Below are 26585 nucleotides of genomic sequence, written 5' to 3'. Positions count from 1 at the left end.
TATTAATCATGTAGAAATAAAGAAATTAATCACTAAAATGAGCTCTGAATTTTGATCCATACAAAGGTTGTTCTATGAGTTCAAATTAGGCAATCCCTAATTAATATTTACTTAACATCCTTAATTTATAATGAAGACATCGAGATTTATTTTGGATTAATTATGTCTTTTACCCTGACTTTATTAGGTACTGATACTCAATTTACTCCAAATCATTTAGAAAATGCATATGATAAAGCAGAAACATTAAGTTACATTTCCACGCTAATTAATAACGAATCAACAATGCCTACGGATGATGTGACTCGTTTTAGAAATCAGGACGTAGCTGTTATTGATGGTCCTACTACTTTGGGTTCAGAGGTTGGAGATCGAATTGCACGGGGAGTTGCTGCAGTATTGGAGGCAATTAGCCGCGGAGAAACAAATATCAGTGTCATTGCTCATAGCCGCGGTGCTATTGAGGCGATATTGGTTGCCCATGAGTTAGAGCGCCTACAAAATCTAATAAAAGAAAACGGAATAGATAGTTTTAGCTCCGAAATTTTAAACAGTGTATGTAAGTATACTAAAACGGCGATGTCAGGCTCTCATAAAGGTGTTTTTGAGAGTTTAAAATGGGATGAAATCAGTAAACATATAAGTGATGTAAAAATATCCATGTTGAATATTGATCCTGTTCCGGGAGGAAATTATCTAGGAGTTACACATGTTTCTTCCCTAGCCTGGAGAGATCCACGTTTTTATGAAGTACCAAAAATTGTTAAAGAATATGAGCAGATTGTTTATGAAAATGAGCGCACGCGTTGCTTTAAACCAATCGTACCTAAATGTGCTTCTCCAGAAACTAAATTTAAACTACAAAGTTTACCAGGACATCATGGAACAGGTTCTGGAAATCTTTTGGATCAACAAAGAGGTAAGAACCCATCTGAAAAATCAACGGCCCATGTACAAGAACTCGCCTTGGTTAAGCTTATTGATTTCTTAAAACGAAACGGGGTTAACGTTACTCCACGACCCCAGAAAGATGATCCGTTTTCTGAGTTAATGACTGAGCTATTTGAACAAGAATTTCTTCCTTGGGAAAAACGATTAAAGGATCTTTATTTTAAATTGTACAATCAGATTATCGAAAATAAGGAAGCTTATTTAAATTACAATAAAACTTCCTATGCAGTACTTGGACAAGAGCAAGCGCTACTTAAATTAATATGGAATGTTGCCGATCAGCGGATTGTTCACTATTTAGCACATAATGATACTTTTTTAGATGTGATTATTCCACCCGTTCCTGGTGGACATTTCCTGAATTACGAGCATGCGCGCATGCATTTAAATCATGAGTTAGGTTTATCAGATGATATTCCCCTTAGTGGAACCTTGGATATTGCTACGCAACGTTTGGTCAAAATTTGTGAACACACAAAGAAATTGCAAGAGTTGAAAGATCTGAAAAAAAAAGAACCGAACACAGAGCTTCAGGACATGACCGAATCAATCATGTTTGATAAAATTGCCCATGCTATCGATTCTAAAGAGGGGTTTGAATTACTTTTACAAGGTTTAACTACACTTATTGAAGAAGTAAGACAAACCTATTTACAAAATAAATTAATAAACCCTGAAGAAAGATCTGCTGTTTACGAGGCAGTTCAAAGAACATTTTCTGTGTTTTCAAATGTCACTCAAATCGATCCACATAATGAATTAGCTACAAAGATTTTTGAGCAATTGAAATCTGATTTAGAAACCACGTTGACTATGAAACGCAATACTCTAAAGGATCAATATCAAGAACTTGCAAATAAATTAAAGGAAAAGCAATTTATTAACGAGCTAGACGGTAAAATTCAAAAGATTATTGATAACCTGGAAGAAAAGAAGGCAGAAGGGAATACTTTCGAAAATGAAATATTAATAGAAAAGTTAAAAGGATTTATATTAAAATCCGAACAACTTCAGGGAAAGAGCCCACTGTCTTATGAAGTGAAACAATTTTTGGAGCAAGAATTTTCAGAATTATCCAAACTTGAGTTTTCCAGTGAGTTATCCATAAACAGCCGTGAGTGGTCTTGCTTATTAATCGATGAAGCTGTGGATGAAAATCTCACTTATTTATTACCTCATATTATTCAGGAAGTTATTGCATCCTCTAATGAACTCGATCAATTTAGAAAAGCGCTTCCTGACTTTAAAGTGCTTGATAATACCCTTGATTATGAACAACTCGAAACAGAGTTGGAAGAATATAAATCGCGAGTCATTTATCTGGCAGCTCAATACATCCATCGCCATAAGATACCTTTACAAAATGTTCAAGAGATATTTGGTGATGAACATCAAGATATCTTCCAACTAATTGAAGGACTAGCTGTAGGTATGGGAGTTGTTAACCCTTTAGCGTTAACCATCGAAGAAAAATTACATGTGATTCAAGAGTTATCTTTAACCAATAAACAACAGGCGAATCAGATAGTCCTGTTGACCCAAGATAGGCAACAACAAGCAGAATTGATTAATAAATTAGAGCACGATTTCTCAAAGCAAGCGGACCTTATTAACTCATTAGTCTCAGGAAATGAAGATAAGGCAAAAGTGATTGTCTTGTTGACTGACGAAAAGGACAAGCAAATGCAATTTGCAAATGCCTTAACTTCAAGTAATGAAGAGCAACAAAAGTTAATTGTTGAATTATCCAGGGCAAATGATCTGCTAGAGGAAGAGAATCAAAATCTTCGGGGCAATATAGCTCATCTCAATCAACAATTGGAAATATTAAGGGCCGAACAAAACACAACAGCAACGGTTGATGATGAGTATGAGTTCAAACTTCAAATCATTATTAAACGAGAATTAACTCCATTAACTAAAGATTATTTAATTCATTTGGCTAAAGAAATAAAAAATAATGTGGATCCCACTCTGGATGTTAATGATTTTCCTAATCTTGCTAATAATGTGAGAAAAATTCAAAGCTGGCCAGAAAATAAATCTACCAGGATTCTTAAGCAAAAATTTGATAAGATTAGCGAGCTGCATGACATACTTGAAGCAAAGAACAAACCTAGTATCAAAGTTGGCCAGTTCTATAATCAATTAAATGAAGCAGAACGACTCATCGAAACTCATCGAGATTCTGAATGGAAAAGATATACATTGATTGCTTTAAGCATATTGGTGACTGGTATTCTTCCTGGCTTTGGGGTTCTTGCTTATTCTGCAATAACCGGTAATACACCAAAATTTTGGCAGTCTTCTGGGCAGACATTCTTTCAAAGTGCGAAAAAATTGGAAAATAATGTTAGTAATCCTGATCCAATAGATGTCCCTGTTAGAGGATTTTAGACGCGAGGGAAATACTCAATTCAGTTAATTCAATTTAATTTACTTTAAATTGGCTATCTTTGGGTTTAGGGTTTTGTTCCTCTTTAAATTTATGTAATTCACTTTTTACCTGTTTACTATGCTCCATTTTTAAGTGATCAACAAAGCTTTGTATTTTTCGAACATATTCTGTATCTTTTTTATGTGTTTTATGGGCTAAATATTCTTCTCCAGATTTTATTGCCTGCCTTGGATTTGTTTTACTTAATTCTTCAAGTTGCTGCGCTACCCTAAATACAGGGACCGCAACGCTTTCGAAACCCATGTCAGACAATACTTGCCACAGTGGTTTTTTCTTTGCAGTTACTTTAGGTTCAACAGATTCTTTCTCAACAGAAGAAAGGGTAGTTTCTTTTTCCAATGCTTTGGTATAGTTTATCTTATAACCTAACTTAAGCAATGGTTCAAAGTATTCTTCAGGAGTTATTGACGGTTGTGAATACAGATCCAACTCATAATACTCGTCATTTTCAAGCTTACCTAATTCAACGTTCATGTTGCATTTTTTTAACCATAAATTCAATTGAGACGAATTAAGTACATTGATGCTTTTTGAACCTGAGCTAATGGTACAGAAAAGATCAGTCTTGCCTTCTATATCACTATTATTGTCATACATGAGGATAGAAACATTATCTGTATCCTCTTTAAACTTGGAAAAGGCCTCCTTTAAACTGTTTGGTGCGTCTTTGTGGGATTTTAATAACGCACTTGCATTGGTAAACCGCTCTGCTTGCTGACCTCTTGAATAGGCACGGTGAAATGCCGTTTCAGTATCGGTAGAAACCGCACACACCACAACTTCTTTTCTCTTATTTATTGCATCTTCAAATCGGTCGAGCCTGATGCTAACGGCATCATCTACTTCGTCAACGGCCAATCCATACTGAGTGGTAAGTTCATCACATACCTCTAATTCCCTTTCTTTTATCAAACGTGCTTCATCGCCGGCGAGGTAAAAATATTGTTTGGGATCGACCTTTTTATCAAATACAATGGTACATAACCTATCCGTGTTATGATGTGACATATCTTTCCATGTAACATGATGTTCTTCTTCTATCCCGCTGGCTACTTTTATAAGAGAGGAGGTCTTACCCGAAGCAGAGCCTCCAGTTGTAAATAAAAAAATACTTTGATTGACAGGTTTTGTAGGTAGAAATTCCCACTCATGTTCTTTTAAAATTTCTGGTAATTTCTCGTTCATAAATTTTGCCGCAAGCCCTCTCGCTTTTCTCGTATAAAGAGTGGCGAGCGTTCTTTGAAAACAAGCCGCATTTTGCTCCTCTGTCAATTCTCTATTGCCATTAGCTTTTATAGCTTCTCTTAAAAATTGCTTTGCAACATTTTGTCCCTCAAGATCTAATTTTAAATCCTCGTAATTTCCCTCCTTCATGGGGGCTAGTTGTTCGCATAAGGTGTCATATTCCGTATTCATTGTCTCTATTACTAGTTGATAATCTTCATCTTCAACAATATCTTTTCTTGCTATCTTGATCATTTGTTGAAAAACTTCCTCTCCCCTCGCTGGAGAGTCTTCTTGAACTACAAGTCCTTGCATTCGCGCTACAAGTTCGTGAAAAATAATTCGTTCTGGTTTTAACGCAACAAGATGCCTAAATTCCACCTTGGCATGCTGATAATTACGCCATGTGTCTTTGAGTACACTCCAAGGTGTCATGGAATGCTCAAGTATAGTAAAAGGATACTTTATATCTTTTTGTGACTCCTCTAAAACCGTACTTGAACGGTTCTCCTCTGCGAAAGAATTATTCACTGAAATAGGTAGGGTTACTTTCTCTTTCTCTATTTTCTTCTTCATGGTTGCGCATAAGTTGGTCACTATAATTAAATATTAATGTAAAACAGATCGCAATTCAAACAATATAGTCAAAAATTAATCAATAATGGTCTCTCATAAGATAATAACCAAAGGAAGATGGTTTTTGGGGTTAAAGGATTTAAATATGCTTGCTATGGTATTATTGAATAATACCAGGTTATTTCAACATTACGATTCCATGCGTAAAAGCATAAAGCAAATTTTGATATCAAAATCACGTGTAATATCAAATTAGATCAACACATTTAAACTTTAAATTGGCTATCTTTGTCATGTTTCGGGTTTTGTTCCTCTTTAAATTTATGTAACTCACTTTTCACTTGTTTACTCTGCTTCATTTTTAAGTGCTCTACAAAGCTCTGTATTCTTTTAACATATTCTGTATCTTTTTTATGTGTTTTATAGGCCAAGTATTCTTCTCCAGACTTTATTGCCTGCTTTAGATTTGTTTTACTTAATTCTTCAAGTTTATGCGCTACCTTAAATATAGGGACAGCAACACTCTCGAAACCCATATCAGACAATACTTGCCACATTGGCTTTTTCTTTGTAGATACTTTAGGTTCTACAAGTTCTTTCGCGACAGGAACTTCTTCATTCACAATTTCTATGGAGGACTTTACATTGTTTCCAACCTCTGAAGTCATATCGTTTAATAGATCTTCCACTAAACTCGTCGCAGCCCCGGAGTGAAAAAGGATTCCTACGTCCAGTGGTTCTTTAATTCCAGTTTCTTTCTCATTCATTTCCACTGCCTCAGGTAACACATACTGGGGATCCTGGCCCACATAGAGCATCGTCCCATGCAGTACCTCCAGAGCGCTGTGGTACCCACAACCCACTAGAAATGCGCACGTGCCGGCGGCTCGTGCCGAGGAAAAAAAGTCTGTTTCTTTACTGGAATTTCCTGTATAGGCAGAATCAAGCCCCCGACCTGCGAGTACATCCCAGGTCCAAAGAATTTCGGATGGAGAAGCTGACATATGCCCTGCCAAAGGCTCTTGAATAGTCTCCACCCGCCTTTCGTGTAGTCGTGCGGATGACCATTTCGTTGGAACCAGATGTCCTTCCTTCTCAAATCGTCCAAGCAACTCGTCTACATCTTTGCCGCAGTCGTGTATTCCCGTCCTGGGTATACTCTCTTCCTCAACACGCTTTCGTTCTGGACCTTTTGTTGGCCCAACTACTTCTCCACCACCAATCTTTCTAGCACGCTTCGTTGATTCATCAACCAAGTGCCTATCTTCACTACTCTTTCCTTCGAGTTGAAGTGCATAATCACTGAATGATTCTTTAAGTCTACGATGCACCTCTTTAGTTCGTACAGTTCCTGTGGCGGGAGCACTGTGAGTCGTAAACGCGCCCACGTCCCCCAGAAGGGCAATTGTTACTGCACGCGAGTGTCCAAGTTCAGGGCCTTCATGACCATCTTCAACGGCTAAGAGATGACCTTCTAAAGTATGCCTGCATAGCTCTGCTAACCTTTCAGGCTCTTCAACAATCCCTTTTTTGTCAATAACCTCGAGAAAAAACTCTTGAGGATCCAAGCCTTCTGGGCCAAGCAGGCGAGCACATAAGCCAATTACAAGCATATCACCGTCTTTCTGCGTTTTTAGAAAATCCAGGTATCCCATTAACCCCTTGGCAGCAAGGCCTAGCTCATCTCTTAGTTCTTTCGAGGGCCAATAGAGGCTGGCGCGAGCGGAGATGGTTTGTCTTAGTGCAAGGCTAAGTGTCTCGCTGTCATCTTTGCTGCTAGATATTGATGGGTCGACGTGTTCGCCAACACGTTCACGAGGAGGGGAGCGTCTTGTTGGACGTTTAGTTGGAAAACTTTCTGACTTATCATCTTTCATGGCTTTTCTCCTCGAATATATCTTTAGACTTTTATAGAAGTTATCAGTAACCTTTGTTACCTCCGGGTTCTACAGACAGATCTCACGACATATCGGTTTTCGTATATCCAGCATTCCAGCGCAGATCATCCGAGTGAGCCGATATACAAGAGGGCTTGATATAATTCTTAAAGAAGAAATCAAGATTATTACCTCTCTATTTAGATGCTCTATCCCTTTGTTTGATTAAAAAATACTCTATACGATTAATTATCGATCTGATGGATGGGTATGTCAACAATAGGGTGCTGTCAAATTCAAGCCCAATGTAGCGAACCATCCCATTATCTTGATGGAAAAATAAGCGGCTTTGATAAAAAAATGTTCATTGTAAGTCTATATTTTTGAAATGACGGTGCTATGGTTTATCGAATATCACCAGATTAATCAAATGGAATATTCTAGATGCATCGGGCATTGATTAGCCTGCTCCTTCGAACACAAAAAACATTTTGGTCTCCAAAGTGCCCAACATAAAAGGGAGATAACCTAACTCGGAAAGAAAAAAATTTTACTTATGGTATATATTTTATACATATAAATCATATTTAATGTAACACTTTATTTAATATACTCTGGAGAAATATTATGTTTGCGAATAAAGAAACAGAGGAGGTAAAAGCGGTAAGGCGTCAATCTTATGATAAAGAAAACACTGAAATAATCACCGCAACTCACGCAGCTGAAGTTCCTGATTTGAATAAATTTCTTCCTTCATTTCACCTTGCACTCAGAGAGGTCGAAAAGTTAAAAAGTACTTTTCCAGGCGATGTCGAAATATTTGATGAATGCATACGCTTGATGAATGCAGAATATAATGCGGAAAATTATAAAGAAATTGCCAGGCTTGGAAAAAGACTAAGTCCTGGGTTTATAGAACACTTGGATAAGGAACTTAAAGAACAAAATATAACCATGCCTAAAATATTTAGTAACCCCCTAAACACAAAAACAGAGTGCTCGTTGGTCAACAGTATGCTGGAGTTGTATCTGGTTAACCTGCGTCACATTGCTAAAAAAGGGTCCTCTCTCGGGCCAATGAAAGACGACTTTAAGATCAAAGACATTCATCTTGATAGCAAAGATATAGATGAAAAAGGAATGCCTGTCACTCAGAATAAGTCGATGAGGCTTCGTCTTGATGCTGCTCTACTTATCTATAACGAGACTTATGATGATAACTTTATTCCTGATTTATACAACAAGGTTATGAGTAATCGTACAGGGGATGGCCCCATTTATTTATTGAACCCTGTTAAAGATCAATATACACCAGGTAATAATTGTAACTTTTTAGCTTTAGTAAATACGGCTGCTATTATGAATCAGTTGAATGAGTACCACGAGAGCCTTCTTGGCGAAAAGCCTCAGGAACCGCTCTTCCAAAAAGCCCTGGTTGTGAATGTAGGGAAGACGTATGAGGCTAATCGTACCACAGCAAGTGCTTCAGAGAGAATCTTGACACAACCTATATACAAATATGAACCCCCACCAGGACCAGAGGGAACTTTGAAAAATCAAGATGTATTGCTAATTGACGATCACATCAATGCTGGAGGTGTTTCTTCTACAGTGTATGCATTTGCAACGCACGAAGAAGGCGCGAACGTGGTGGCTATCACTTCTATGTCCTCTCATCCACATCTTAAAGATATTAGTATAGAAAAGACACCTGAGATTAGGGATGAACTATTGAAACAGATTGGCGAAGATTATGTGAGCGAGTTTAATAAAACCCTGGGTAAGGTTGGCCTTTCTATTGATACGTTAAGCATTCGTGAAGCATTGACTCTATTGGCGCGGTTAATGCCCAAAGAGCAAGAAGTAAAATTTATCGAGCTGCACAACAATGCGCTCCAGGCAGAAGTTCTTGAAGGAGAGAAAGATTCATTAATCGATTTATTTAACGATGAAAAAGTCAAAACTACTGCCCCTGAATGGATTGTCGATATAAATGAAACGCTTTCAAAGGATCCACATGCCTCAAAGTTAGCATTTCAATCTGCCATGAAAGAATCTGTTAAACCTGGAGTTATGAAAGAAGCCGTTGAACCTAAAGTAACGGCAAAGAAGAAACCAATGTGGCAAGTATTGTCTGATATGGGATTCGAAAGTGTTGCTGTCCCTGTATTTAGGGTAGCACAGCAACTTGAAAAATTAAGTAAAACTAACCCGAAGCAGGCAATTAAATCTGGAGAAGAATACTTAGCCCATAAAGCTCATAAAAAAGATACAGAATATGTCCGAAAAATTCAAAGTTTTGTTGACCATTTAAAAATGGAGCAAAGTAAACATGTAAAAAATGAATTACATAAATTTAAAGAAGACCAACCTAAACCAAAAGATAACCAGTTTAAAGTTTAGTATTTCTCAGGTCTAAAGGTTATTGATTTAGAGTAATACTTTTTGAAATTTTGATATTAGAATTTAGCTCTACGCGTTTTCGCGTGGAGTACTTTAATTTTATGTAATGGAAGAAGCAAACCGTTTAAGACCTCATATATAAAAAATAACCTGAATCTCATTAAACCATTGCAGACATAAGATAATACAAGTGTCATAATGACTTTTTAAAAAACAGTTTTTGGGAATGAGTGACCATAAAAAATGTTTATGGTATTTTAGGATGGGTATTCATTTAAGTATTTGATGTCATTATATTTTTTTATTTAAGCGGTCAAATTCATTTTATCAAGAAAACCTATTTTGAGATTATTATGGTGCGTTACAAAATCAAAACTAAAAAAAACTCAAAAGATAGTGGTTATGCATCAGGGGACGAATCTCGGTAAATACCAAGAGTTCTTTCTTTTGCTGTTTTCAAGTGGAAAACAACAGAAAGGGGGGGCACTCAATAAAATCGCTCTGATTGATTCACGAAAGTTAGTTCCAGAATCACTTTATGGAAATCCAATTTTTCTCGGTCGGTCCTTATTTTCTTGTCAAGTAAATGTGGCCTTATAAGTTGCCACTGGTTACAGTTAAATTACTTGGGTATTATTTACGCATATATCTTCTTTATAATCCATATTTCGCGCAGTAATATAAAAGTATTGAGATAATAGGACTCTAAATTGAGTTAAGGTGTATTTTTCAGATAGTTCTCCTTAAAATCAAGGCTAGTCAGGACGAGCAGTTATTTTTGATTCAAAGACTTATTAGAGTTACTCTCTTCATCCTTAAAATAACGTTCCAGTTCATCATCTATATTGGGTTCGATTTCTACAAGGTTGTCATATATCTCTGTAGATTTGAACTTTTTTTCTATTGCTGGGTTATTTTTGCTTTGCTTTTCTATTTTATTCATTGTTTCAATAAATCGATCTGTTTTTGTGGCGGTATTTTTTTTAGATACACCCTTTGTTTTATCTTTCATATTATTCTCCAAAATATCTACCTACTGAATGATTGTTAATAATTCGTCTTTTTTTAACTTTATGAGTATCTACTATTTGAATTTTTTAGTTTGCTAAAGGGTTTTACCAATAAAATTATAACATAATTTAATCGATTTGTATATTTCAAGGATATTTCAAAATGAAATCGGCAAGCGGTGTGTCGCCGCTTTTCGAGAAACATTTCCGGGCATCCAACTCCGGGAGAGATAAAAACCGGCGAAACACTTGCTTTGAATGTTGTAAAATTGTACAATCTACGCAAAAATTTGTAGAGATAAATTGTAAATAGCTAAAAATGTGACTAACAAACACTGATTAAATATTGGACTATATTATCCCATGGACGAAGACAATGATCATGTGATTAATGCTAGGTATGGGAATTATCAAATTACGGTGATGATTTTTATATTAGTTACAAGCCAGAATCCTAATAAATTATAATTGAGTGAATTATGAAAAAATTTTTATTTGTTTTTGATATAGATGATACTTTAATTAAAGATAAATCTTTACTCCTAGACGATGGCCCTATATTTAAAAGTCCCTTAGAGATAAAAACAATTAGAGAGCAAATGCACCGTGCTTTAGAACAAGGCGATGATATTTGGATCTTGACTGCCAATTTTCGGTATACAGACGCTCATCTTAAGAAACTATTTGAGCCGGATACAAACCATCTATTTGACAAAATAAAAATTTTTACCAGAAAGGATATGACAGCAGCTTTTGGAATTAAGGAAAACGATAGACCTGCTTTATATGGTATAAATGATAATGGCAGAAAACCTGAGTTTCTGGTTCAAAAAATAGCTGATACTTATGATTTGAAGCAGGATGTCGTTCATTGCGTGCTTTTTGATGATCACAAAGCTCATATTGATAATTGCTCTACCTGCAGTACTTCAAGAATTAAAATAGAGGGATATCAAGTTAACGATTTTAAAGATTATTCTCCTTCTTCTTTTTTTCAAAAGCCCACAACATTGTCAGAAGAGTTTACTGCAAGGGTGACTGAGAGTGCCAAATATAAAAGTCTCTCTGAAGAAAGCATCATTCAAGAAAGCATCATTCAAGAAAGCATCAACCCAGCTTGTTTTATTGCGTGATTATTGGCACTTGGTGTCTGCGCGTTGAGACTGGTTTTTAGTACACTAGCAAGTATCAATACTGAAGTGTATCGCGAGATTTTGAGAAACATTCCAGGATGTCTAAAAGTTCTCGAAAAGGGCGAAAACAGTCTACAATCCCAGTCTTGGGCTTGCGGTGTTCGTTTGTTTTTGAAGTCTCCTTCATGACTCAAAAATGGCGCTACATGACAACACTGAAGTCAACCAAAGACCAACCAACAGTACTCGTTACCGGCTTCCTTGGCTGGAAGCGATTGAAGTGATATATCGCCTGGTATGATCTGGCTTATCAATCTTTCTTAGGTTTTGTTATTTCTCTGGGTGGATGGGATATAAGGTACTCGTCCACCATATCACTAAAGTATTTATCTATCTTTTTAACTCGTTCTATCTCCTTTCTAGTTAATAAGTTTTCTTTAGGTACCTTATTTGGAATTTGTTGATTCATATTCTACTCCTTTTTGATTGAATGAATAACTTTGAAGCATATGACTGGCGGACTGTTTTCATCAATATCATTACTATCCGGGTTAATCTTTTTCTCATATTGAATTCAAATTGCTCACTATAATTAAATATTAATGCAATATAGTTCGTATTTCAAACAACTTAATTTAAAATAAATCAAAAAACAACCAAGGCAATGACGGGATTTCATACTTTTTTGAAAAATGATTGTACATGTTCAAATTTTAAGTTTCCCGGCTGCAAAGTATGCTGGGTTGTGAATCTTAGGCCGTTTTGACCTAAGATACATTTTTATAAAGTATACAATCGTGCTAATTCTGATAGAGATTGATCTATTGTCGTAAGTATGAAATTCACTTGATCTTGATTAATTGTCAAAGGTGGTGCTATGCGAAATACATTCCCAAACTGTCCTCCTTTTCCAACTAATAGCCCCTTGTCTTTACACAAATCCATTAACTGGAATGCTTCATCAGGTGCTGGTGTTTTGGTTATGGGATCTTTGACGAGTTCAATCCCTAAAAGCAAACCTCTACCGCGAACATCTCCAATGAGGGGATGCTTTTTTTGTAATTGATGAAAACCATCTTTTAATAGATTACCCATAAGGCGTGCATTTTCAACAAGTTTTTCTTCTTTAATAATTTCCAATGTGAGCTTGGATTGGATCATTTGCAATGGATCACCTGCAAACGTATTAAAATACGTTTTGCCAGTCATTGTTTCAGCAACCTCCGATTTCATAAGTATTGCCCCTACAGCAGCCCCATTGCCTAACCCCTTTGCCATAGTTACCATGTCTGCATCGATATCCAAAGTCTTGGTAAGTAATAGATCGCCGCCTCCACGGCCTGCTCCTGTTTGTACTTCATCACTAATGTATTTACCACCATAGTCATGAACAATCCGGGCGACTTCAGTAAAATAGTCATCAGGAGGAGTTATAAAACCACCTACGCCCATTACGGGTTCCAGTATAAAAGCTGCTATTTTTCCGTGTGTCGAATTTTGAATTGTGGTTTCAACATTTTTTGCACATTCCAGATTGCAACTTTCAGGTTTTTGTTTGAAGGGACAGCGATAACAGTAGGGTTCGAGAGCCGAAGTTACACCGGTTACTGGCTGTCCTCTGAATCGCCAGATTGAATGGCCACATGAGGCAAGTGCAGCCGAAGTACCTCCATGATAAGAGTGGCGTACATTCACTACCATCGTTTCCCCAGTTGCGTGCCGTGCTGCCATAATGGCAAGTTCATTAGCTTCTGACCCGGAATTGGTAAAGGATACTCTATCCATACCGTTAGGTGCCTCTTCAAGCAAACGTTCGGCGGTTTCGACAGGGGCTTGATTTAAATAAAGGAGACTTGTATGTTGAATTAAATCATCTTCTATTGCTTCAATAAGTGCTTTTTTGATCTTGGGATGATTATGGCCGGCTGAGATACAAACAATCCCTCCTATGGCATCGAAATAACGTTTTCCTTCAGAGTCCCATACATATGTCCCCTGTGCTTTGACAAGCTGGATTGGATCTTTATGATAAAAACCAGCGGTAGGTAAAAAGTGTTTTTTTCTAAAATGAATAAGTTCTTCGTTTGAGCGTATCTGTCTTTGGGCATTGTTCTCTTTCATGAGGGTTGTTTCCTTTTATGTTTGTGAAGACTTGAACTTGTAATAAGGGAGCTTTTGCAAATTCCTTTTACTTCAAATTCTTGTTGCATTATTTTTAAATTTGTATCTTTTGCCAGTATTGCTTGAATACTATCTTTTTTAAGATTCATGATCTTTATCATTCTCCTCTTTATCTTCGTTATTAATCATAAGTTGCACAATATATTAAAGATCAAAAACAACCTGCTTATTTTCCAACCTGTATAAACTTATTTTTGAATATACGTCAGGATAGATGCCATATTTCTTCAATAATTAAAAGTAGCTAAAAAAAATTTAATTAATATGACGTTATCTAGGAAATGCTGTTAGAGGTAAACCAATGCGAAAGCTCAAGAACCAATGCTTATTCTTATATGGAATAGGCAATCACCAAATGTAATTTATTGCTCAGAATTAGATAAGGCTGTTGCTATAAAATAAATACTGACTAAACATTATTGATGAAGAAAAAACAAAATTGGACTTCATAATTGACGGGTTTTCGATGGGCTACTTTTTCTCTTCCTCATCATTAATGTTTTTCATCTCAGGCAACTAATGCAGAAGAGAAACAATTATTTTTATAACTAGAGTGAGTTGCGATTTTTTAAACCACAGACTCCATATAGTTTGAAATCCTTAAAGGAGTACTTATGATAAGATTATTAATTGACAATGATGGAACGATTGGTTTCGGGGAACCACCTCATGTAGTTCGTAATCCCGCAGTCTTTGCCCTGGCTGCTCTCCCATGCTATAAGGAAGTATCAATTTTTACCCATGGTGGGGCAAAGGGATCGACCTACAATCTTCTTATGGATAATCAGATTTCTTTAGCGCAATTTAAAAAATTTGTATACACGGGTGCGATAAACGAATGGAGAGAAGCAGGAAAAATATCTAAAGTATACACAACTTATGACATTGCATGGGGTCAAGGACCAGGACGATATTATGAAGACATGATTGCTCCAGTTGAACGTGCATTGATTGAGATCAAAGAAAATCTCGATAGAGGTCGTATTACACAAAAGCAAGCTAATGCACGTTATGCTGAGTTGAAACCTCGCATGGAGGAGATGGCTCAATTTGAAAGAAATGGTGTTGCATTTTTGTATAATATAACAAATACGCCGGGTAATCAGGCTTTATACGAGACTGTTCCTGGATTGCAAAAGGCATTAGAAGATTTCAGAGAATTTTTTATCAATAGTAGAACTAATCAGGAACCTCTTAAAAAACTTACTGAGCAATATAATCAACAAATCGTCGAGCAGAATGAAGAAAACGCGCTGCTTAAAGAACAAATCATCGATTTACTATCCACCATGGATCCACGTCACTCAAAAGAAAATGCGGCGGCTTATTTAAAATCTATTACCAATAGCACTAATGGAACTTTGAATATTGTACGAATAGGCCAGTATATGGGCTCTTATGAAGAAGACTTGGCGCCAACAATAAACGAAATTTCAAAAAAAGCATTGGGGTATAAACAAATTCAACTTGAAAATCCATATTCAGAGAATCAAATGCTTGATGATTCACTGCTCAATTTAGCCTACATGGAGGAAGCTGATCAGTCCTTAATCAATGGTAATTTAACTACTGCACTCATTACGATGCTAGAAGATCGAAAAGGTAAAGAGTGTACAATTAATCACCCCAAGACGCACACACTGCTTACACGTCCTTATTTATATAATGAAGCAGAGATTTTAAATGAGCTTTGTACCCATTCTTCAGCTATGCAGAAAGAATGTGAAAATGCTTATGAAATTTGCCAATCGCTTGTTAGTCCTTACAATCACGCTCAAGATAAACATTTTAATGATAAGTGTAAGAGTATTGTGCAAAATGCAAATGTTATATCTAAAGAGAGCAACAAGCATCCTGTATGGCTTTTAGCTTTAAATGATATTCACGATCTCACTGTACCCCAAGCGTTAAAGGATAAGAAAAATTTGGACTATCTCATTGGTTTGCTTGATAAGGAACCACAGAACGCGCCTCAACTTCTTCATGATTTAATTGATAATTTAGTTAAAAACGGGGAACGTGAATTTTCTCGACAAAATTTTAGGGATAGTTTCGCTTATTATAAAATGGCATATTTGTTTTTAGATACGGCATTTGCTGATGAGTATACTATTGATCAATTTAAAGATCGGGTATTTGAAAAGATGAAAGATGCCTATATGAATGAACGTCTGCAATCACGGGATAATCATTTTGATAATAGTGATATCCACCAATTAAATGCACAGATTGAATCCAGTGGTGTCGAAGCCCGCCTACGCATGGTTCAACTCTATATGGACTTACATCAAAATATTCATCGTTTTGCGTATGCGAATCAGGGGATGTTTGGTTTTCGGCAATCAATGTTTGCAAAAAATCACCAAAACCCAATGGACAATGATACATTGTTTTCAAAAAGAATCGTTGACTACCTGATTAAAACCATGGAAATTTATCCAAATGCAGAAAAAAGATGCAAAACCAAATTAGCGGAGCTCCGCACAAGTCTTTCAGCACAGAAATACAAGGATTGCATTACCATGAAGCTTGAGTCCTACGAGCAAGATAAAATCGCTAAAGCATCAGATATTCGAGAAAATCGAGCTATTTTTCAGTAAAGAAGTCATTATTAGCAATCAGAAGAAAATAAATAACTTGCCCCCAGTATTTTAGTGGGGGCAAATCTAAATATCCTTAGTGCTCTGTCATAACATTTCTATTTTCTAATGTTAGTTTAAGTCAAGAAAAAATAGTTCGAAGTCAAGACTGTTTTTTTTATTTTTGTTTGTTTAAAATAGACAGGCCTTAATTCCTATCAAAATTCAAGCCTGTGGATATTTCTTCAAAAAAAAGCTGAGTTTATTACCTAACTTTTCCATCTTTCCTTGTTTTAGCTAGAGTTTATTCATTTTAGACATGAATCTATTTATCTAAGTTATGCACATTTTCTGTGGATAAGTCTGTTTATAGATTGTCGAACACCTTGTGATAATTAAAGATAGGGAGATGATGCATCGTTTTCCAGAGTGTATTGGGGGATGCGCTACACTTAGATAAAGTTCAATATAAAAAGATTTATTATGAAAGATAAAACTAAAGAGTTGCATATAAGCAGCAATCCGAACATTGTGTTTTCAACAGTATCATCCAAGGATCGTATAAAAGATTTTGATGCAACAAAGCAGAATACATGGTTAATGTATTCTGAGGCAGTTATTAATGAATTAGGTAATCTCTTTCCCTTCTTTCCGGAGAGTCCCCCTATAATCCATAAGGATCTTCGTTGTCCAGAAGAGTTATTATCTACCCAAATTGGATGTACTTATGCTTGGTTAGCAAATAAAAGACGCGAGGTAGCTAAAATTTTAAAACATGGTCCCTTAAGGCATCAATTTGGGTTAATTAATAAACCGGGGTTTGCCTCCACAGATGAATTTAATTTATGTAGAGATTTACCTTCACAAAAAAATGAAATCTACGCGCATATTCACGAGTTAATCAATAAACCTGCAGAGAATATTGAGGTAACTGAACAAAAAACTGAGTATGAGGGGAAAACCAGATATATTATTCGCATTAACTTACCTGCGGATAAGAAGGCTAAATTACATGAAAAAAACATGGACTCTCATTTCCCATTTGTTGAGGATGATGTGGCACTTACGATTACGTTACATGATTACGGCAGGCAAGACAATCGAACTACCCTTGTCATTGATCATTGCATGACGCCTTTTGCAGAAAACTACACCAGTAGATCCAGTTATTTTCAAGTTCAATTTGAATTAATTCAACCCTATTTTGAGTCATGTTGTAATTGGCGTTCTACTGAAAGTATCCACGATTTCCTAATTAATGCAGGTAAAATTGCTCATGCGCTTGCGCGATTGCAACCTGTTGGTCGAGGTAACTCTGCAATTGTAGAATGGATGATAAGAGGATTAGCCAAAGCAAAAAATATTGAATTAGGACCTTTCAATCATGAGGAGTTAGGATGGGACTTTAAGGCCTTTTTAACCCCTGATAGTGAAATATATGCTCAATGGTTTGCTGAAAAAGCCTTTATATCACCTAACTTGATAGCAAATGAAAGTATTTTATTAGGGAAATGAAATACCGACTTTTTGATTATATACTGCGCTATTCTTATGGTTGTCAAACCAGGTGGGGAATAGATTATGCTCTTATCCAAAAAATACGCACTAAAATATACAGAATTGTCATTCCTAAAATAGGAATAACAAGAAAGCCGAGAAAAGTATAAAATCCTATACGATTTTCCGCTGAAGCAGTGTAAAACTCTTTAAATTTTTTCCAGATTGACATAGCGATCTTCCAGGTACCAAATAGTAGTTTATGCATTGTAAGTAAAGCCCAAATTAAGAGCAAGCATATAAATACTTGCATCAATCTCAGAAAAATTTAGCCCATTCTTGGCATTGGAAAGAAACAACATCTTGAAATGATTGGGTATGATTTAAAATGTTTTTTAAATTTTTAGCATCATTATTTTTATTTTTTACTACTTTTATTAGTGACTCAATATATTCATTATTTTGTAATTGTTGAGTATATTTTTCTATTTTTTTTATAGTGGTTAATATATCTTCGCCGATTCGCTTCTTACATCCATCGATTAAATGTCCATTAAATCCATATCTGCTTGCCTGAAAATGATTGTAATTATATAAAAAATATAAATCTTCACTGATTGTTATAGGCCGCTCTTTCAAAAGATAGAGTGATAAGGATTGAAAATAAGCAGCTATTAATACTACTTTTTCTAATGTTAAAGGGGTATCGCATACTCTAATTTCTACTGTTCCAAACTTAGGTTGTATCCTAATATCCCATAGAAAATCATCTATACTTTTTATAATTCCTAATTCATAAATATCATAAAAATAGCGAGAAAATCTGTTCCAATTTTTTAAAAGGGGCATTGCTCCACTGAATGGGAAAGCTTTAAACACAGTAGATCTTGATGAGACAAATCCTGTATCGACTCCCTGATAAAAAGGTGATGAAGCTGAAATGGCAATAAAGTGGGGCACATAGCGACTAAGCGCATGAGCCAGATAAAGCGCATCCTCTGGATTATCACACCCTATATGCATATGTTGACCAAATACAGTGGCTCTTTTTGCAAGAAAGTCATATTTCTTTGCAAAAATTTTATACTCCCTTTTTTGAACAAATATCTTTTGAGTCTTCCATTTTTGAAAAGGATGAACTCCTCCACCGCAGAAAAAAATGTTCAAAGGGGAGCCTAGTTGCAACAAAAAATTATATAATTGACATAAATCCTGATATAACTCTTTAATCCCATGGTGAACCGAAGAGTTTATTTCTATCATACCTTGTGTCAATTCAGGTTTAATTTTTTGTTTATATTCACTTTTATGAATACTTTTTAAGACATCGCTTGCACGTGGGACTAAAGAAAATGAATAAGGATCAATAATCTGAAACTCTAATTCTACTCCGATGGTGACTTCTGAGGATTTATTAAAGTCTAATTGTTTCATTATTTGCCCTCAAAAGAGAATGAAATTAATTCCTGAAAAATTGCTATTACTATTTTTTGCTTTTATAAATTTTAGATGAGAAATAAATTAATAGATTTAAAAGAATAATTATTTTTGAATAATATGCTTATTTATTTTCCAAATATTTTAGCTATTATAATTATTATTTCCTAAAATAACTTATATACCTATTTTGAGTAAAGAAAATGTGCAGATTTGTTGCTTATATAGGGAAGGAAAATATAGTATTATCCGAGCTTTTAATTAAACCAAAAAATTCCCTTGTAAAACAAAGCCTTACTTCTCAGGAGTCGCTCACAGTGACCAATGGAGATGGCTTTGGAGTTGGATGGTATACTCCATTTGATAAAAACCCTGCATTATTTGCTTCGTTATTTCCTGCATGGAATGATCAAAACCTATCTTATTTGGCAAAAAAAACAAGATCATCGCTTTTTTTTGCTCATGTACGAGCCGCAAGTACGGGAGGTATTTCACATTTTAATTGTCATCCTTTTATCTATAAAAATTGGTTATTCATGCATAATGGCTGGATTCCTTATTTTGAAAAAATAAAACGTCAAATACATCATTTGTTGGAGGATGATATTTATAATTGGATCAAAGGAACCACAGATTCAGAATTGATATTTGCTTTATTTTTGCAATTATCAAAACAAAAAAAAATTAAAAATTCTCAGGATATACATACAGTATTATTAGAAGCATTAACTCTTATTACTAACCTGGTCAAAAAAAATCATCAAAAAGCCGTATGCTATTTTAATATTTGCATTACAAATGGAAAACATTTGGTAGCATTTCGTTATTGCACCTCTTCTCAGGCTAAGCCTGAGACTATGTATTTTTGCAGGAATAAAAATTCTCCTTCAGACTGTGTCATAATTGCCTCTGAAAAACTATCTACAAAAGAGATTGAATGGAAAATTATCCCTCGGAACCATAGTTTACTCATTGAATCTGATTTTAAACTTTCTTTAAAAGAACTTTGAGCATCCTCTCTCTTAGCGTTATTTAGGAACGGTTTTGCTGAAATTTCGCATATATTTGCAAAAAACTAACTCTAATCATTTAACGCATGGGCAAACTGTGCTAATTTATGTATATTTTATAGACAATAATTGTTGGCTTCATAGTGAAGGGATAGAGACATGGTTAAACCAGTTCATGTTTTAATAGTCGGGGGCGGCATCTCGGGATTGACTTTGGCTAATTTATTAATCCATGGTAATAAAAACGTTAAGTTTCATATAACTATGTTCGAATCACGTTCATCTTGCGATAGTAATGAGCAAAGTATCGGTGGGGGAATAGGGATTTGGCCACCAAGCCAGACTGTCTTAAGGAATATACCCAATTATCAAAAATTTATAGAACAATTTGGTTATATCATGCCATTTCCGAGTTACCGAGATGCAGATGGCAAAATATTAGCAAGAGCAAATGATGATTTTAGCGACCGGTTCCCTGTTCAATGTTTAAACCGCGATGATTTAATCAATATGTTAGCAGAAGGAGTAAAAAATCGCGTTGATGTGGAAATTATTACGTCACAAAAAATTCGCGGATACGAAAGAGATAATGAGCAAATCGTGGTTAATGTTGATGGCACTAAATATAAAGGTGATTTACTCGTCGCTTGTGATGGTATTCATTCCAAAATCAGAAATTGTCTTATGTCTGAATTAGAATTGCCTCCAGTCCGCGAGACTGACCTTGGTTATACTTATTTTCGCGCAAATACGTCACTTCCAGTAGATACACAAGATAAATGGTGGTCCCAGGCATTTGAAACATGGGGCCATAGCAACTCTAAAAAGTATGGAAATCATGAAATTCGCTTTGGTTATGTTCCCCTTAAGCCACCAAATGCCTTCTGGTTTATCGCGGTTAAAACACAAAAAGATCACAAATACTTATCGCCAATAAACGGTGTTCAGGTAGTTGATGAGGATACCAAAGAATTTCTGAAAGATTTGGTTAAGGAATGGAAGCCTATTCGCACAGCTTCTGATGAAATTGTAGTTGATTACGAAGCGTTAATTAATTCAACGCATAAAATACTGAGAACGGATATTGCTAAAATTGAGGGTGTTGAACAATTTCCCTGGACATCACAGGATAACCGGGTTGTTTTGATGGGGGATGCGGCTCATGCCACTGCGCCGAATATTGCTCAAGGAGCTGGCTTATGTATCGAAGATGCTGCGTGCTTGGCTTCCAAGCTAAACCGAATTGATTACTTAAAAGGTATAGCTGAGTACGAACAAGAACGAAAACCACGTGCTAAGACAGTGCAAAACGTTGCGGATTTAATTGCGTCTGTAGGACAAGTCCAAAGTCCAATACTTAAAATGTTAAGAAACGGGGTAATGCGGACTGCGAGTAGTTTTTTTCCCTCATTACAGCGAAGCATATTTGAATATTTTGTATCGTTCAGCTTAGGTGGTTCAACAAAGTCAAGATATTGGCAGGCTCCTAGATTATCGATAACTGATGACGCGCCTTCTTCTGTATTCGGTAGAGTTTTTCCTAAATTAGAGCAATTGGATAATCATGTAAAAGAATTTAAAACTTCAGGGATTGGCGGTAGTGGTACAGGTGTTGTTACCGTAGAAAAGCCCTCATCTTTTGCAAAAATACTGGGTGCTTTTGCAGGTTTTCCCCGTGATATGAATCAGCAACCATTTTATGCACAAGTAGTCAATTTATCCCAAGGGGCACAACGATGGAGTAGGGTATTTGGCTATAACACCCCGCAACAAAAAACATACTCAACCTCACACGCGCTTTATCGTGGGTTTAACCAACAACTGTATTTAAGTGAGGGTATAGGTGGTTTCCTGGACAGGGCATTTCGATTCATTTATCAAATAAAAATGCAATCAGATAAGTCATTAAAATATGAATCTCAAGGGCTCACATTCTTTGATTCTTTCCCTATACCATTACCCTCATTTTTATTGCCAAAGTCGGAATGGATCGAAAAACCGACAGAAGATGGATGGAAATTTGATGGAAAAATTTCTTTTCCTATGATTGGTACGTTATTACATTATTATGGCCACTTCCAGATTGACAAAAAGGATGTTGTAACGAATAAAAGGATAATTATAGCGGGTGGTTCCGGGATGATTGGCCAAGAGGTTTGTTTGGAATTTATCAGAAAAGGATATGACGTCTATTGCCTAAGCCGTTCTGCACAAACAAAACTCAATATTGATGGAGTTAAAGTCAGAGCTATCAATGAAGATTGGTCGGACTTAATTGACAAAAATACAATTATATTAAATTTAAGCGGATCAAATCCAGGTGCTAATAGATGGACTTCTTCAGTAAAATCAGATATTGCCGAATCTCGTTTTCAAATAATTGACTCCATAATTCAGAATATAGATAGGGCTTTTGAAAAACCATTAAAATACTTACAAGCGTCTGCAGCAGGATTTTATGGAAATGCTGGAGATACGATTTTGACCGAAGACAGCGAGCCCGATGTGGGTATTGATCCTGGAACCAAATTCAGAGTAGATGTGTGCAAAGAAATCGAAGAAAGAGCAAATAAAGCAAATTGTAACGTGATTAATTTAAGGCTTGGACATGTTCTATCTAATACAGGTGGTCTTTTGCCCTATTATCGCTTCTCTGGTTTCTTCTGTGCAGGTCGATTTGGTTCGGGGAATCAGTTTGTTCCCTTTGTGCATATCAAAGATGTTGCGAAGGCTATAGAGTTTATTGCTAGCAATGACGCGCTTATTGATGGGGCCATAAACATAACAGCTCCAAAACCCTGCAGTAACTCTGAAATGTTGAAAGAATTGCGATTAATTAAATGGGCGCCCGGAATACCTTTGCCTGAATCCGTATTAAAATTATTAATCGGCGAATCTTCTGTTATATTAACAGACTCTGAGCGAGTGGAGCCGAAAAGGTTACTCGAGAGCGGATTCCAATTTGATTACAATAATATTACTGAATCTTTGCATGGCTTGCAGTAGGCGGACTTTTTACCCTTTGCTCAGGGCTTAATTTTACTTTAATTAAGCCAGATTGGCGATGTTAAACGGAGATACTACCATTACAATCCTTCTAATATTTTAAAAATACTTTTATGAGTCTAGCTATTTTTCGCTGGATTAGGCTGTAAGTGTTTGGGTCGTCTTCATTTCGGCCCCATGTTATTTTGTAGTTCTCGGTTCTCATTTTCTTTCTTCATGTCATTTAGTTCTTTTTTAATTCTTGAAAATGAAGCTGCTCCTTTGTTATTTTCTCCACTATAAATAAAATGCTTTACTTTTCCCGGCAAAGTTCGGCTTGATGCCAACGCATCTTGAACTCTCTTTCCCTCTTGGCTATCCATAATAAGATGTCGTTTCTGTACTGGAACAGTATTTAATACATTGTTTAATGCTGTTTCAATTCTATCGGCCTTAGTTCCTTTATTAATAGAAAAGAATTCATTTTTACCTTCATCACGCAATTTATTGATTTCATTTTTAATTTTTTGCATCATTTCTTGACCCAGAAGGACTGTCTCTAATTCCTGCTTAATAGAGTTTAAAAGTTGTGCTTTATCAGAAACATCAATACATATCGTTATATACTTTATAAAATCTGTTATTTGCGTATCATTATTACTTATTGGATGTTGACGAATTTTATCAACTAGAGTAAAGCATTCTTTTAGGGCACTTTGATAAATTTCTTCTTGAGTATTTGCATCAGTGTCGTCCACTTCTTCATCAAGATCAGTTAATTCTAATAATACCTCTTCCAAAGAGATAGGTTGGTTTGAATTTGATAAGCGATGAATTAACTCGCCAAATTTCTGGCCTTTTTCTGTGTGAAATATAGGCTGATTAAAGTCCTTATGTTCCAGGGCTGATAGATCGCAACCAGTTAAATATTGATATATATTGTTAGCAACTATAAAAGCAGAATCACCTTGCATCCCCGCAGTAACCAGGAATGGATACCAATCGCTACTTGCTGCTGGACGGAGCGACTTGCTATCCGCTATTTTAAGATTCTCAGTTAGTTTGTTATCAATTAACCAATTAGTGTTTTTTGCATCAGAAAAAACAGCACCTATTTTTTTCATGGTTATTAAAATTTCAACCATTTGCTTAAAAATATGTGCTGCAGAGTTTAAAAGGTCATCAGAAGAACGAGCAACTGTCTCTCTATAGGCAAAAACATCCCCACCTGAACAAAATTCGGTAATAACTAAACCACTACTGATAAGAGGTATACCTTGTTTTGTCAAACCGTAATCAACCACAGCTACTCTATCGACTAATGCTGGCATCACCGTATGTCTCAAGGAAGGATGTTCAGACAGTTGTTGTTCCATATCCTTAGGCGCATCAAAACGATTATCTACCTTTAATATGAAGACTTCCCCAAATGGATTTTTGACAGCAAAATTTCTAGAATTAGTTCCTCCCAAAAATGTGATCCCATAACCTTCAGGGCAAGAAAGTTTGTCCCTGGCTTCTTTGGGTAATCCATTATTATCTCTTAAAACTTCGATCAACCGAGTAACCTGATTAGCATCCATATTGGCTATCCATTCTATAAATGGATCATCGTGTGTGACGCTTGGTAGATTTGCCAGTTTTTCATTAATTGACGCAACAATTTCTCTGAATTCTTTTTTTCGTTCTAAATTTAAATGTTCTTCAACAATAATGTTTCTAATTTTTTGCTTTAAATAGAAAAGTTTTTCAGGGTCATCAGTTAAGTTAATAGCATTCCAAAATTTTTGCAATTGTATGTCATTGTTTTGATTGATAATTGCAATTTTAGTTGTATTATTTAAATCAAATTCATTCACAGCATCTTTGCTTATTGAATAAATCCCAAAAATGCTAAATTCTTTCTTCATTTCATTAAACAGTTCAATTTGGAATGATTGATAAAAGTTAGGGTAACTCAGGTTATAGCTTGCGGGATATTTATCAGTAATGTCTTTTTGATAGTAATATATTTCAATTAAAATTTCATTTTTTTCAATTGAAGGTGCATTATTATATTCCCTTACCAAGCTGTTTAATTTTTTTATATCTTTATTGACAGACTGTATAAATTTATCGCTCTTGTATTCGTCCTGTGAAAGTAGAGCAAGTTCTTTCATGACGGAACCTCCAAAGGTTAATAACGTTTATTTTTACTGCCTTGTTTAGAAGTAAAGTTATTAATCGTTTTAATCATGCCAGTATTTCCAATCAAGAATGTACTATCATTTCTGGCTGGGTACCGATTCACGGTATTTTAAACAATTTAGATCAAGTACATTAAGTTCCATTAAATCGAATTATTTTTCATATACTTCTATTTTATTGGTTTGGGATTAACACTAACTTACTTGGGCATGAATGTATCGAATACATTATTCCGCTTGGCAATGGTTAATACAAAAGACTGCATGGAGCGCTATGATCAATAAGGCTAGCAATTTTAGGCTTAGGAGTTTTGCATTAATCTCTGCAGAAGAGTCGACTAAGAGAACAAGCTCTTTAGTTGCTTCTTCTGCAGAGATTAATCAGTTTTTCTGAACTTTCGGTAAGTCTGTGTGACTAAAGACAGGTTTGCTGGTTAATCTATAGCCTTGATGATTTTAAGAAGTGGTGGGATTTACGATAGTAGATAATGATGAATTATGACAAGCCTAATCTGTGTATGGTTGTTGAGGCAACGTTATCGCGTATGCGTGTTGTCTGTCCCTGGCGAGATCTATCCATAGAATTTGGATTCTGGAATTCTATTTAGCAACAACTCAATCGTTGGCCTCAAAAAATAAGTTGATGAAGATTTTTAAAGATCTCATACATGATCCTTATCTTGAATGGTAATTTATTGATAGCGGCGTTTTTTTTATTCAAGTTCGTTGAACTGCTGCATTATGCTGAGGAGGAAATACAGGTTTGGCTCTACATTGGTGAGTAGCTGCATAACAATTTCGTTTGTCATAAGCGCCATCTCCAGTAATTTGCTCGATAGGTCCTGGTAAGTAGTTTCCATCGAGACAACACTGTCGGTTACGTTCATTGCCACACTATCTAAAGAGTCCGCGCATCACGCTGAACAAGTCGTGGCAGGTAGGTGGGCGATGAATGGCCAACACGCTTTAGTAATAAAGCATTAGAAAAATGATCTCATGCCCCTATATGAATTATATTGATAAAATCGTTGATATTGGAGGCAAGATGCTCTGTTTTAGTTTTATTAATTTTTGTATT

16 protein-coding genes and 1 pseudogene are annotated in these 26585 nt (G+C 35.7%); 8 read left to right on the top strand and 9 right to left on the bottom strand.

The features are described 5' to 3' along the window. Window positions 1-162 precede the first annotated feature (162 nt). On the top strand, window positions 163-3348 hold the full coding sequence (locus EKG34_RS17010) for a synaptonemal complex protein 1 (protein WP_003636421.1): 3186 nt from the start codon (window positions 163-165) through the stop codon (window positions 3346-3348). Window positions 3349-3382: 34 nt separating this feature from the next. Here the strand turns inward: EKG34_RS17010 and EKG34_RS17005 are convergent, their stop codons facing one another. Both EKG34_RS17005 and EKG34_RS17000 read right to left on the bottom strand, forming a co-directional pair. Beyond that, complete coding sequence (locus EKG34_RS17005) at window positions 3383-5209, bottom strand: hypothetical protein (RefSeq protein WP_003636423.1); 1827 nt, start codon at window positions 5207-5209, stop codon at window positions 3383-3385. 266 nt (window positions 5210-5475) lie between these two features. Then, window positions 5476-7086 (bottom strand): hypothetical protein, encoded by a 1611-nt coding sequence (locus tag EKG34_RS17000; RefSeq protein ID WP_003636426.1) that lies wholly within the window; start codon window positions 7084-7086, stop codon window positions 5476-5478. A gap of 627 nt (window positions 7087-7713) precedes the next feature. Between EKG34_RS17000 and EKG34_RS16995 the strand changes: the two genes are divergently transcribed. Then, a complete protein-coding gene (locus EKG34_RS16995; protein WP_080619965.1) occupies window positions 7714-9489 on the top strand; it encodes a hypothetical protein in 1776 nt (591 codons plus the stop codon). Window positions 9490-10261: 772 nt separating this feature from the next. Here the strand turns inward: EKG34_RS16995 and EKG34_RS16990 are convergent. Beyond that, window positions 10262-10501 carry a hypothetical protein gene (locus EKG34_RS16990; protein WP_003636442.1) on the bottom strand — a complete coding sequence of 80 codons (240 nt, stop codon included), beginning with the start codon at window positions 10499-10501 and terminating at the stop codon, window positions 10262-10264. 477 nt (window positions 10502-10978) lie between these two features. Between EKG34_RS16990 and EKG34_RS16985 the strand changes: the two genes are divergently transcribed. Then, window positions 10979-11632: a hypothetical protein gene (locus EKG34_RS16985; protein ID WP_003636443.1), complete on the top strand. Its 654-nt coding sequence runs from the start codon at window positions 10979-10981 to the stop codon at window positions 11630-11632. Between the two features lie 310 nt (window positions 11633-11942). Here EKG34_RS16985 and EKG34_RS18340 read toward each other — a convergent pair whose 3' ends face one another. The 3 genes from EKG34_RS18340 to EKG34_RS18335 all read right to left on the bottom strand — a co-directional run bounded on the left by EKG34_RS18340 (window position 11943) and on the right by EKG34_RS18335 (window position 13902). Continuing rightward, window positions 11943-12101 (bottom strand): hypothetical protein, encoded by a 159-nt coding sequence (locus EKG34_RS18340; RefSeq protein WP_003636444.1) that lies wholly within the window; start codon window positions 12099-12101, stop codon window positions 11943-11945. Window positions 12102-12412: 311 nt separating this feature from the next. Continuing rightward, window positions 12413-13753: an aspartate aminotransferase family protein gene (locus EKG34_RS16980; protein ID WP_003636445.1), complete on the bottom strand. Its 1341-nt coding sequence runs from the start codon at window positions 13751-13753 to the stop codon at window positions 12413-12415. Further along, the gene (locus tag EKG34_RS18335; protein ID WP_003636446.1) at window positions 13750-13902 is read right to left on the bottom strand and encodes a hypothetical protein; all 153 of its coding nucleotides are present in this window, start codon (window positions 13900-13902) and stop codon (window positions 13750-13752) included. Before EKG34_RS18335 ends, EKG34_RS16980 begins: the two co-directional genes overlap by 4 nt. A 525-nt stretch (window positions 13903-14427) precedes the next feature. Here EKG34_RS18335 and EKG34_RS16975 point away from each other — a divergent pair. Next, the gene (locus EKG34_RS16975) at window positions 14428-16413 is read left to right on the top strand and encodes a hypothetical protein (protein ID WP_003636447.1); all 1986 of its coding nucleotides are present in this window, start codon (window positions 14428-14430) and stop codon (window positions 16411-16413) included. A gap of 462 nt (window positions 16414-16875) precedes the next feature. Beyond that, window positions 16876-17907, top strand: coding sequence for a hypothetical protein (locus EKG34_RS16970; RefSeq protein WP_003636448.1), 1032 nt, complete (start codon window positions 16876-16878; stop codon window positions 17905-17907). 64 nt (window positions 17908-17971) lie between these two features. Here EKG34_RS16970 and EKG34_RS18435 read toward each other — a convergent pair whose 3' ends face one another. Both EKG34_RS18435 and EKG34_RS16960 read right to left on the bottom strand, forming a co-directional pair. After that, window positions 17972-18121 carry a hypothetical protein gene (locus EKG34_RS18435; protein WP_172622910.1) on the bottom strand — a complete coding sequence of 50 codons (150 nt, stop codon included), beginning with the start codon at window positions 18119-18121 and terminating at the stop codon, window positions 17972-17974. A gap of 86 nt (window positions 18122-18207) precedes the next feature. Next, entirely contained in the window at window positions 18208-19323 is a 1116-nt protein-coding gene (locus EKG34_RS16960) for a YbdK family carboxylate-amine ligase (RefSeq protein WP_003636450.1), read from the bottom strand. A 206-nt stretch (window positions 19324-19529) separates the two neighbouring features. Between EKG34_RS16960 and EKG34_RS16955 the strand changes: the two genes are divergently transcribed. Further along, on the top strand, window positions 19530-20336 hold the full coding sequence (locus tag EKG34_RS16955; protein ID WP_003636451.1) for a class II glutamine amidotransferase: 807 nt from the start codon (window positions 19530-19532) through the stop codon (window positions 20334-20336). Between the two features lie 159 nt (window positions 20337-20495). After that, window positions 20496-23342 (top strand): TIGR01777 family oxidoreductase, encoded by a 2847-nt coding sequence (locus EKG34_RS16950; protein ID WP_003636453.1) that lies wholly within the window; start codon window positions 20496-20498, stop codon window positions 23340-23342. Between the two features lie 164 nt (window positions 23343-23506). Here the strand turns inward: EKG34_RS16950 and EKG34_RS16945 are convergent, their stop codons facing one another. Further along, the gene (locus tag EKG34_RS16945; RefSeq protein WP_080619966.1) at window positions 23507-25480 is read right to left on the bottom strand and encodes a protein kinase family protein; all 1974 of its coding nucleotides are present in this window, start codon (window positions 25478-25480) and stop codon (window positions 23507-23509) included. 524 nt (window positions 25481-26004) lie between these two features. On the opposite strand from EKG34_RS16945, the pseudogene EKG34_RS18730 reads away from it, so the two are divergent. Continuing rightward, window positions 26005-26195, top strand: a pseudogene (locus EKG34_RS18730) (IS5/IS1182 family transposase); the annotation flags it as partial. Window positions 26196-26585: the final 390 nt, after the last annotated feature.

This window comes from Legionella longbeachae (genome assembly GCF_004283175.1).
GTDB lineage: Bacteria > Pseudomonadota > Gammaproteobacteria > Legionellales > Legionellaceae > Legionella > Legionella longbeachae.
Note: the sequence above shows the minus strand (reverse complement) of the source record. Positions and strands in the feature narration are given on the sequence as shown.

Bases quoted from the DNA above. Each gene is read 5' to 3' on its own strand.
- EKG34_RS16985 (WP_003636443.1), top strand. From the start codon at position 10,979: ATGAAAAAATTTTTATTTGTTTTTGATATAGATGATACTTTAATTAAA.
- EKG34_RS16975 (WP_003636447.1), top strand. From the start codon at position 14,428: ATGATAAGATTATTAATTGACAATGATGGAACGATTGGTTTCGGGGAA.
- EKG34_RS16955 (WP_003636451.1), top strand. From the start codon at position 19,530: ATGTGCAGATTTGTTGCTTATATAGGGAAGGAAAATATAGTATTATCC.
- EKG34_RS16980 (WP_003636445.1), bottom strand. From the start codon at position 13,753: ATGAAAGAGAACAATGCCCAAAGACAGATACGCTCAAACGAAGAACTT.
- EKG34_RS18335 (WP_003636446.1), bottom strand. From the start codon at position 13,902: ATGAATCTTAAAAAAGATAGTATTCAAGCAATACTGGCAAAAGATACA.
- EKG34_RS18340 (WP_003636444.1), bottom strand. From the start codon at position 12,101: ATGAATCAACAAATTCCAAATAAGGTACCTAAAGAAAACTTATTAACT.
- EKG34_RS18435 (WP_172622910.1), bottom strand. From the start codon at position 18,121: ATGTCAATCTGGAAAAAATTTAAAGAGTTTTACACTGCTTCAGCGGAA.
- EKG34_RS16970 (WP_003636448.1), top strand. From the start codon at position 16,876: ATGAAAGATAAAACTAAAGAGTTGCATATAAGCAGCAATCCGAACATT.
- EKG34_RS16990 (WP_003636442.1), bottom strand. From the start codon at position 10,501: ATGAAAGATAAAACAAAGGGTGTATCTAAAAAAAATACCGCCACAAAA.
- EKG34_RS17005 (WP_003636423.1), bottom strand. From the start codon at position 5,209: ATGAAGAAGAAAATAGAGAAAGAGAAAGTAACCCTACCTATTTCAGTG.
- EKG34_RS17000 (WP_003636426.1), bottom strand. From the start codon at position 7,086: ATGAAAGATGATAAGTCAGAAAGTTTTCCAACTAAACGTCCAACAAGA.
- EKG34_RS16950 (WP_003636453.1), top strand. From the start codon at position 20,496: ATGGTTAAACCAGTTCATGTTTTAATAGTCGGGGGCGGCATCTCGGGA.
- EKG34_RS16960 (WP_003636450.1), bottom strand. From the start codon at position 19,323: ATGAAACAATTAGACTTTAATAAATCCTCAGAAGTCACCATCGGAGTA.
- EKG34_RS17010 (WP_003636421.1), top strand. From the start codon at position 163: ATGTCTTTTACCCTGACTTTATTAGGTACTGATACTCAATTTACTCCA.
- EKG34_RS16995 (WP_080619965.1), top strand. From the start codon at position 7,714: ATGTTTGCGAATAAAGAAACAGAGGAGGTAAAAGCGGTAAGGCGTCAA.
- EKG34_RS16945 (WP_080619966.1), bottom strand. From the start codon at position 25,480: ATGAAAGAACTTGCTCTACTTTCACAGGACGAATACAAGAGCGATAAA.